This window comes from Actinoplanes sp. NPDC024001, from assembly GCF_040638955.1.
Lineage (GTDB): Bacteria > Actinomycetota > Actinomycetes > Mycobacteriales > Micromonosporaceae > Actinoplanes.
The window spans coordinates 41,329-50,644 of record NZ_JBEZZB010000069.1 but is presented as its reverse complement, the minus strand read 5'-3'; the positions used below and the strand labels follow the sequence as shown (position 1 = coordinate 50,644).

At 67.2% G+C, this 9,316-nt stretch carries 9 protein-coding genes and 1 pseudogene; 8 read left to right on the top strand and 2 right to left on the bottom strand.

The window, feature by feature from the left end; genetic code table 11:
- Nucleotides 1-292 (bottom strand): annotated as a pseudogene (locus tag AB0F81_RS25930) (peptidase S8); the annotation flags it as partial.
- 237 nt (nucleotides 293-529) lie between these two features.
- On the opposite strand from AB0F81_RS25930, the gene AB0F81_RS25925 reads away from it, so the two are divergent.
- The 6 genes from AB0F81_RS25925 (at nucleotide 530) to AB0F81_RS25900 (ending at nucleotide 6,348) form a co-directional block, all read left to right on the top strand.
- Entirely contained in the window at nucleotides 530-1,387 is an 858-nt protein-coding gene (locus AB0F81_RS25925) for a hypothetical protein (RefSeq protein WP_360201244.1), read from the top strand.
- 274 nt (nucleotides 1,388-1,661) lie between these two features.
- Nucleotides 1,662-1,865: an SAV_915 family protein gene (locus AB0F81_RS25920; protein WP_360201248.1), complete on the top strand. Its 204-nt coding sequence runs from the start codon at nucleotides 1,662-1,664 to the stop codon at nucleotides 1,863-1,865.
- Nucleotides 1,862-2,143 (top strand): hypothetical protein, encoded by a 282-nt coding sequence (locus AB0F81_RS25915; protein ID WP_360201242.1) that lies wholly within the window; start codon nucleotides 1,862-1,864, stop codon nucleotides 2,141-2,143. Before AB0F81_RS25920 ends, AB0F81_RS25915 begins: the two co-directional genes overlap by 4 nt.
- Nucleotides 2,143-3,216: a hypothetical protein gene (locus AB0F81_RS25910; protein WP_360201240.1), complete on the top strand. Its 1,074-nt coding sequence runs from the start codon at nucleotides 2,143-2,145 to the stop codon at nucleotides 3,214-3,216. The genes AB0F81_RS25915 and AB0F81_RS25910 overlap by 1 nt, the downstream gene beginning before the upstream one ends.
- A gap of 15 nt (nucleotides 3,217-3,231) precedes the next feature.
- Nucleotides 3,232-4,071, top strand: coding sequence for a hypothetical protein (locus tag AB0F81_RS25905; RefSeq protein WP_360201238.1), 840 nt, complete (start codon nucleotides 3,232-3,234; stop codon nucleotides 4,069-4,071).
- 564 nt (nucleotides 4,072-4,635) lie between these two features.
- Nucleotides 4,636-6,348 carry an IPT/TIG domain-containing protein gene (locus AB0F81_RS25900; RefSeq protein WP_360201237.1) on the top strand — a complete coding sequence of 571 codons (1,713 nt, stop codon included), beginning with the start codon at nucleotides 4,636-4,638 and terminating at the stop codon, nucleotides 6,346-6,348.
- 132 nt (nucleotides 6,349-6,480) lie between these two features.
- On the opposite strand, the gene AB0F81_RS25895 is transcribed toward AB0F81_RS25900, so the two are convergent.
- A complete protein-coding gene (locus AB0F81_RS25895; RefSeq protein WP_360201235.1) occupies nucleotides 6,481-7,098 on the bottom strand; it encodes a hypothetical protein in 618 nt (205 codons plus the stop codon).
- Between the two features lie 231 nt (nucleotides 7,099-7,329).
- Between AB0F81_RS25895 and AB0F81_RS25890 the strand changes: the two genes are divergently transcribed.
- Both AB0F81_RS25890 and AB0F81_RS25885 read left to right on the top strand, forming a co-directional pair.
- Nucleotides 7,330-8,079: an NUDIX domain-containing protein gene (locus tag AB0F81_RS25890; RefSeq protein ID WP_360201234.1), complete on the top strand. Its 750-nt coding sequence runs from the start codon at nucleotides 7,330-7,332 to the stop codon at nucleotides 8,077-8,079.
- A 226-nt stretch (nucleotides 8,080-8,305) separates the two neighbouring features.
- Complete coding sequence (locus AB0F81_RS25885) at nucleotides 8,306-9,307, top strand: molecular chaperone DnaJ (RefSeq protein WP_360201232.1); 1,002 nt, start codon at nucleotides 8,306-8,308, stop codon at nucleotides 9,305-9,307.
- Nucleotides 9,308-9,316: the final 9 nt, after the last annotated feature.

Here is a 9,316-nt window from a genome sequence, read left to right as displayed (position 1 = left end):
CCGCGCCGTCGGTGTTCTGGCCGTCCTCGACCAGCTGCTTCGCGGTCTCCCGGTCGGTCGCCTCCCGCACCGAGATGACCGGCTTGCCGTCCTCGCCGATCGTCGTGGTGACGACCCGGGCCGGCGCGGCTTCGGAGACGGTGGCCGGCAGCAGCGCTTCCGGGCTGGCGGTCAAGCCGTAGGTCACGGGCTCCCAGCCCGTCGTACCGGTCGGCAGAGCGACAGCGCCAACAGCAGCGAAAGCGCCGATGGCGGTGGCACCGATGGCAAACCTACGGATCTGAACCTTCATCAACTACGTCCCCTCACGTATTTGCTTACGGGGACAAGATTCGGGGGGTGCGGGTGTGACAGCAGTTGTCGACTCGGTGCGCGTTGGTAGCACACCGAACGGGCTCCCACACCGGTTTTGCGCATCCCTCACCACCGGGCCTGAGGATCGGCTGGAAGTCTCCCGATTCGAGCGGATGCCCCTTCACGTTTTGGAAGCATGGAATCGACGAAGCCGACAAAACCGGAGGAGAGCGGCATGACCGACCATGAGCAACCACCGGCAGCCGAGAGCAGCAACCCCGCTGCCGCGGCACGGCGCGGCAAGCGCCGCAAGATCGCCCTCATCGGTACGGGCGGCGCCGCGGTGATCCTGGCAGGCGGCGCCCTGCTCGCGGCGCAGGCGAACGACTCCCGGCAGAGCCTCCCCGAGCCGGCCGCGATGGCCCCGCTCAGCACCGCGGACCCGATGGCGTCAGCCTCGGCGATGCCCGGCTCGGCCCCCGCGTCCGCCATGCCCGGCTCAGCTCCGGCCTCCGCGATGCCCGGCTCAACTCCGGCGTCGGCGATGCCCGGCTCCGCCCAGGGGACGGCCAACACGGCCCCGGCGACCGCGATGTCGCCCGCCACGCCCGCGGCTCCCGCGGTGACACCGCCCTCCCCCAAGAAGGAAGAGCGCAAGCAGGCCGCCCGCTCCGACGAGAAGAGCAAGGCGGAGGTCCGCAAGGAGATCAAGGAGGCACGCGCCAAGGCGGCCGCCGAAGGCGTCCCCCTCAAGCGCCCCCTCAAGGCCGCAGGTGACGTCGCGGCCGAAGAACACACCGTCCAGACCAAGACCGGCACGGTACGGGTGACGACCGCCCGCGGCGACCTGACCGGTCAGCGCGCCCTGACCATCGCAGCCGACAAGGGCAAGCCGGTCGGCGGCGGCGTGCGCTGCACGAACAGGATCCGCTTCAGTGCGGGTGTCCCCGCCCAGGAACGGCCGACGCTGCTGCTCTGCTGGCGCACATCGGAGAACCGCAGCGTGGTGACGATGGCGGTGACCCCGAAGGGGAAGCCGGCTACCGCAGAGAGCATCGCCGTCATCAAAAAGGAGTGGGCCAAGCTCGGCTGACGCCCGAACGCCCTCCGATCCGGGACAAGGCCGGGTGGTGCTCCCACCCGGCCTTACCCATGTCCCGACACGTGCTGCGGCATCTCCGTCGCGTGCCGTCGCCGGGCGGCTGTCAGATCACGGACTGGCATCACACCGATGACCGGCGCGGCCGGTTAGCCTGCGAGCCTCGTCGATCGAGGGGAGCCGAGCCCTGCCCGCCGAAACGATCCCGCCGTACGTCTACCTGCCCTGCTCGTCGGTCAACGCGGAGAGCGGCGAGGTCGACATCGACCTGCGGCGCACCGAGGACGGCCGGATCGCGCTGCTCATCTACTCCGCACTGGACCGTCTCGTCGACTGTTGCGGAGAACAGCAGCCGTGGACGGTCGTCCCCGCAACCGACCTTGATCGAATTCAGCAGCTCACCGGCTATGAACTCATCTACATGGACATGCGTATACCCGAGCAGCTGAGACGGGACGGGGAACAATCATGAGCGATCTGCACGTGGACCCGGAGCTGCTCGACGGGATCGCCGAACGGTTGCGGCGCTGCGGTGACTCGATTGACGCGGTCGGTGGCGGCGCTCCCGCGCTGCCGGACGCCGGCGTCGACACGGCGACCATCGCGGCGATCGTCGGCAAGCTCTGCGAAAGCTCGGCGAACCTGGTGGACGGCCTGCTGGCGGTGAGCACGGGAGTCGCCGCGGCGAGCCGGTCCTATGCCGGTGAGGACGCGGCCTCGGCCGGGAAGATCGCTTCCGGGTTGCCGTGATGCCGATCGACACCCGGCTCGACGGCCGGCCGGAGCAGGTGCACGCCACCGCCCGCTGGCTCAACGACCAGCTCGCCTTCGAGGTGGGCGCCGGGGTGTCGGCGATGCGAACGTCGCGAGCCGATGCGACGACCGGCTGGCAGGGCGCCGCCGGCTCCGCTTTCGATCAACGCATGGGTACGGCGGCCGAGCGAGCCGACAATCTGCGCACCGGCATCCACACCTCGGCAGAGGCGCTGACCCGGTACGCCGACGAACTCGCCCGGGGGCAGGCGCACATGTCACGGGCCCGGCAGATCGCAGTCGCCAACAATCTGCAACTCGCCGGTGACACGATTTTTGAGCCCGTGGGTCAGGCGACTCCGCAGCAGGTTCAGGCGTACCAGCTGGCCAAGGCGGAGGCCGACAAGGGCAACGCTGCCGCGGAGTTCGGCCGGGCATGGCTGAAGAACATCAAGGACGACGTCACCCAGAAATGGCATCTGCTCGCCGCTGACGTCGCGAACAACGCGGTGATCGGAAGCATGGCGGGTCTTCGGCTGCACACTCTGCGCAGCGCTTCGGAGGCTGCCAAGAAGATGTCCGACGATCTGGTCGAGCAGTATCTGAAGGCGCCGGGCGGATCAGCGGAGTCGAAGGCGTTGAACGATGCCTCGTACCGCAAGTATCTGACGAGCGACCGGCTGGAGTTGCGGGCGCAGTCCTTCGAGCGACGGGTCGTGAGCAAGGTCCCGGTGGTCGGCGCGGTCATCACAGCGGCCGGCATCGGGTACGACGTCCACCACGGCAAACCGGTCGGCAAGGCGGTGGTCTCCGGGGTGGGTGGCGCCCTGGCCGGCGCGTACGTCGGCGCGAAAACGGGTGCGGTGGTCGGCATGTGGTTCGGCCCGCAGGGAGCCGTCGTCGGCGGTGCGATCGGCGGGGTCATCGGCGGTGTCGCCGCCAGCGGTCTCATCGACGCGGCCTACGACGCGCTGCCGGACAATGTGACCACAGCCTTCGAGGAAGGCATCAAGGACGCCGGCAAAGCCCTCGGCGACGGCTTCTCGAACACCATCGGCAAGCTCTTCTGACCGGACGGACCCGACATGTCACACGACAATCCGCATCTCGGCTCGCCGTCGCCGGTGGATGACGATCCGTGGCGAGAACTGCGGCCGACACGCTGGTCGACGTTGGGTCTCGGCTTCGTCATGCTGCTCACCGCCGCAGGCCTGGTCACCGCCGTGTCGACGGCGGTGACCGGCGACTTCGGCACCACGGTGTTCCTGCTGTTGGCCAGCCTGTTCTTCCTGCACGTCACCGGCCTGAGCTTGGCGACGCGCCGCTACCCCCGGGGCTCCGCACGGCCGACGCTCGCGACCATCGACGACGGATCAACCGGCCTGACGTTCTTCTTCCGCCGGTCGATGTACTACTGGACAGCGTCGTTCCTGACCCTGCTCAGTCTCGGCCTGGTCCTGCTCGCCCTGGTTCTCTTGCCCGAACTGATGGTCGTCACGATCGTGCTGCTTCTGCTGGCCCTGGTCCCGGCCGCCGTCGTGTTCCTGATGCTGCGGCGGGGGCGTGGGCAGGTGACACTCACCCCGGACGGTGTGTTCCACAAGGGCCTGGCGTTCACCTACTTCGCGCCGTGGCACGCGGTGCTGAAGGTGTCCCCCAGTGAGCACCAGCGTTCGCCGATGATCGCGGTGACCGCCGCACCGGCGAAGGAGACCCGCACCCAGCGCCCGATGCCATCGGGGTTCGCTGGCTGGGAGCAGCGCTTCTACCCCATGATGGCGATCATGGCGCAATGGCTGGGCTCCGACCCAGCGGTCGTCTATTACACGTTGCGGCACTATCACGAAACCCCGGAACACCGGCCGGAGCTCGCGCTCTCGAACGCGGTCGACCGGGTGAACCAGCGGCGCTTCCTCCTGCGATAGCGACGAGTAGCGAGAAGGCGTCCATTTGATGCCGCAAGAATTGCGAAAAACGCACGACACAATTGCGCGATCGGCCCTCAGGGACAGAAAGAGAATACCGGACCAGCCGGATTCTCACGGAACCGGGCCGCGCATCCACCTGAAGCCTATGCGATGAGCGGAGCTCACGTAAGGGATTCTCTCAGGTGCCGGTCTCCTCGCCGGCATCGCGGCAGACGGGCCACCGGAGCGCTCCCGGCGATCCGGCGAAAGTCCTGGCCAGCAGCGCAGAGCAGCGAAGTGCCTGGATGGGCGAGGCAGCCGGCACGGCATTATGACGCCGCGTGCGGACCGGCGCAGGAATTGCGCGGACAAGACCGAGAGAATTCCTCCGAGTCGGACAAAGAGGCAGGACTTTCGCGCCGAGGCCAAGCGGCGCAACAGCCAATTCACTGAACTTTATCACTCTATGTGTTTGCTCTACTGCATCAAGTTACGCTTCCGGCGAGAATGCCTGATGGCGCCGCGAGCGACCCGGGCACACCCATCCCACAGACGGTTTCCAAAACCGTAGGAGGACCTCGCATGCGTAAGTCCAGAATCCGCACCGAGCCTCGGCGCGTTCTGCGCGCCGGGATCGCGACTGCGGCGACGGCCGCGGTTGTGGTCGGTGCAACCGCGCTGCCGGCCCAAGCAGCCGCAGTCCCCCTGACACTCAGCGCCGTGTCCGGGCCCAACACCGGCAACGCCAGCTTCACCGGCACCGCCACCACGCCCTGGCTCACCGGCTACACGACTCCCGCCGCCTACTTCAGCCAGCCCACCTGCCAGCTGACATGGACGGCGGCCAAGTACGGCTCAGACATCCTGCCCAGCGCCACCAACACCGGCATTGTGGCGGCGAGTGCCACCAAGAAGGTGTCCAATTCCAAGGTCGCCGTCACGACGAAGGCCGCAGCCGCAGGCACAACGGGTGCCAACATCGACCTCTCGGACTACGCTCCGGCCAATACCGCCGTGAGGTACAACGTCTGCGTCTATGGCTCGGCGACTGAGAACAGCCCGCTGGTAGGAACGGGGACCTACTCCGTTGTGGCTACCGCCACCCTGACGGCTATCAGTCCCACCGCTGGTCCCGCCATGGGTGGCACAGAGATCACCGTTACTGGAAGTAACCTTCCCACAACGGCGGGTTCGATCCAGGCCACGCTGGGCGGCCTTCCGCTGACGGTTCGTCCAGGAGCCGCCAACTACTTCACGGCCACGGTTCCCAAGGCGTCCCCGCAGAACGATGCGGACCTAATCATTGAGACCACGGCCGGCACCCTTCGGATGAACGACGCCTTCGACTTCGTGAACGGTTCCACGGTGACCCCGAACACAGCGCCGTCGTCGCGGAACCTCGTCGACATCGACATGTTCGGGTCGGGCTTCCTGAACCATAACTTCGGCTGGGCGCTCTCGGACGCGAAGGTCTATCTCGTCAACGGGAACTACAACCCCGCTGACAACAGCACCAAGAAAACACTCGGCCAAACCTCCGAATGCCTCGACGTTCTCGTGATCGACGACACAGAGCTGATCTGCACGCTCGTCCTCTCAACGAGATTCGATGCATCTGTGGCCCAAACGGATGCCTCGACCGAGGCCGCTGGCAACTACCCCTCGTCTACTGGTCGGGCTCTTAGCTCAGCAGGCGCCGGCGTCGCCGTCGCCACGCTGAGCGGCACGACTACGCTGGTCTTTTCCGGTGGCGGCTTGACTCAAGATGATGTCGGCGAAACTGTTGTAGGCACTACAGTTGTGACCAGTGGAACCGATGCCCTCGCCGCCGACACGTATATTACTGCCGTCAACGCGGCCGGAACACAGGCCACGCTGAGTGCGGCTGCTACTCCAGGTAACGGAAACGGGTGGTCGACAGTTACCATCGGTAGCGCAGACCGGGTGACAGCGGGTATCTCCGTCGCTTCCATTGGCACTAAGACGGTCACCGCCGCCACCCGACAATTCTACCCGGGGGATATCGGTGAAAAGATTGTCCACGGTGCGACATTCCGCGTGGGCACGGTCATCACCTCTGTTTCCACGGATGGCCAGACAGCGACCATCTCGAAGCCCGCGCTCGGCACCCTATCCGCCTCAGCTCTCCCCGTCCTTCGGCCAGGCGTCCCGGTCCCCGACGGCTCCTACAACCTCACTGTTGTGAGTAGCGGAGTCATCGGAGCCCAAACCGCTGCAACGTACGCGGAATCTGTAGTCGCAAGTGGCTCGACCTTCACGGTGGCCGAGTTCTAGTTCGGACTTGCATCGCCAGCAAGCAGATCCGGCGGCTCGTCACTATTTCACGCGAGCCGCCGGATCCTTCTTCACGACAGCACACGAACGGCGGCCGCACCCGTGCGGCCGCCGTTCGCTTTCGATTCGTGGCTAGTCCATCGCTTTCCAGCGCTTCAAGATCGCATTTACACTCTTTCGACGTGAGGGGTTGCCATCTAGGTCGACTGCGACCGTGTACACGCTCTTTTCCTTACTCAGGCGCCAGCACAGCAGGAGGTTCTTGCGAACCCCGGCCTTTGTATTGTTCTGCAGCCGAATCCGCTGACTGCACAAAATCTTGTTTCCTGCCGGCTCGCCCATGCCATCCACCCAGGCAAGTTCCCGCTGACCAGTCAGGTCACCGCGCGCTGAGACCACCCGCATCGTGTTCCGGTCTTTCTTGATGTTGCCGCTGTTGGCGATCTGAAGATCGTCCACCGGAGCCTCCGGCCTGGGCTGCAGACCGCGCTTGATCTCGACCTTGCCCAGAACCGCTGACTCGCGGACCTTCGCGACCCGCTCCTTTTCCGACGGGGTGAGTGACGGTGGCGTCTTCGACGGCCTGGGGCTCGGTGACGCCGCCACGCTCTCACCAGACGGCGACACAGCGGCCGAGGCCGCCGGGCTAGCCGCGCTTCCCGGGCTCGGTGCCGCCTGCGACTCCGTGGAACTCTCGCCCCCACACGCCCCCACGCCCAGCAGCAGCGCCAATCCGGTCACCGCGGCCACCCGCGCTCGATGGCCTGCCATCGGTCCAGTCATCGTTCAACACCCTCCAAGTTCTCCGGATCAAGCCCCCATGACGGTGGGAACTTGGACCATCAATGCTGACAAACCAGGCCGAAGCCCACGGCCGAACCGGGACAGACTCAGCCGTTCCACAGCCACGGTTGACGCGGCCCATCGACGACGCTATGTTCTTCTCGCATCGAGTAAGACTCACAGAGAGAAGGACACGGGATGGACGAGGCGAGGTTCCTGGCCGGCTACGACCCGCGGCGCTATCCCGCGGTCGCTGTCACCGTCGACGTGGTCGCGCTGACGATCCGTGACGGCAAGCTCTGCGTGCTGCTCGTCGAGCGCGGCGCCCCACCCTTCGCCGGCCAGCGCGCTCTCCCCGGCGGCTTCGTCAAGGAGGAGACCCTCGACGAAGCCGCGCTCCGGGAGTTCGCCGAGGAGACCGGGCTGACACCCGGACAGGGCGAGCTGGACCGGGTTCACCTGGAGCAGCTCAAGACCTACGGCAACCCGGACCGCGACCCCCGGATGCGGGTCATCTCGGTCGCCTACCTCGCCTTCGCCCCGCGGCTGCCGGAGCCGACCGCCGGCTCCGACGCCGCGCGGGCCTACTGGGTGCCGGTCGACGAGGCCAAGGACCTGGCCTTCGACCACGACGACGTGCTCGCCGACGGCCTCGAACGCGCCCGGGACAAGCTCGAGTACACCCCGCTGGCCACCGCCTTCACCGACGCGGAGTTCACGATCAGCGAGCTCAGGCACGTGTACGCCGCCGTCTGGGGCGAGGAGCTGCACGCCGGGAACTTCCATCGCAAGGTGCTGAGCGTGCCGGGCTTCGTGGAGGCCACCGGGCAGACCACCGCCCGCGGCGGGGAGCGCGGCGGGCCGCGGGCCAAGCTCTACCGGGCCGGCGACGCTCGCCTGCTGCACCCGGCGCTGCTCCGGCCGACCAGGGAGGACCGGGTGAGATGACCACGACGCAGAAGCGGCCGCGCCACTACCGGGGACGTCACCGCCGCACGTGGAGGCGGCGGAACCGATGAGCGCGCTCCGCAGCACCCAGCGATGGGACACGAGCGCCTTCGACGAGGCGCTGCCGCGGATCATGGCGGCGAAACGGTTCAGTGATCTCTCCACTGCGGGCATGGAGCCTGCACAGGCGTACCGGAAATGGGTGAAGCTGGTCCACCCGGACACCGTGGGCGCGGCGCGGCGCGCAACCGCGACGCAGGCTTTCGCCAGGCTTTCCGCGCTGTACAACCAGCACCGCGAGAGCGAGCGGCACCGGGAACGCGACAGCGAGCAGCGGCCCGGGCACCACAGCGAGCAAGCCCGGCAAAGCGAGCACGACCAGCAGAGCGGGCAGGGCCGGCAGAGCGGGCAGGGCCGGCAGGCACGGCAGAGCGGGCGGGGCCGGCAGGCACGGCAGAGCGGGCACGACCCGCAGGGCCGGCAGGCAGGGCAAAGCGGGCACGACCCGCAGGGCCGGCAGCGGACCCTGCGGACGCCGACCGGCATCTATCGGATCGAGGACACTTTCGCCTCCGGCGACCTCGCCGATCTCTACGCGACCGACACCGATGCCCTGCTCAAGATCCCGCGCGATCCGGCCGACAGCGACCTCATGCAGACCGAGGCCGACGCCCTCCGCAGACTGCGGACGGACGGCGATCCGCGGTTCCGCGCCTACGCCCCGAAGCTGCTCGAAACCTTCACCCACGAGGACCGCGAGCACCGCAGACGCACGATCAACGTGATCAAACACCAGCGCGGGATGCGGCCGCTCAACGAGACGGAAACGCTGAGCGACAGCATCTGGATCTGGCGCAAACTGCTCGTCGCGCTCGGCTGGGCGCACCGCGCCGGCGTCGTGCACGGCGCGATTCTGGAGCCGCACATCCTGATCCACCCCGAACATCGGGGGCTGGTTCTCATCGATTGGTGCTACTCCGGGCATCGACCGAAGGCGATAGTGAAGGCGAGGGAAATCGCCTACCCGCCGGAGGTGCTGACCGACCGGATCGCCACCGAAGCCACCGACATCTACATGGCCACCGGCCTGATGGTGCGGCTGCTGAACGACGACATGCCCGCGCGACTGCGCAGATTCGCCGCCGGCTGCATGTATCAAGCGCCGCGGATGCGGCCTCAGGATGCCTGGGCGCTCCTGGCCGAACTGGACGAAATCATCGGGATCTGAGGAGGACGA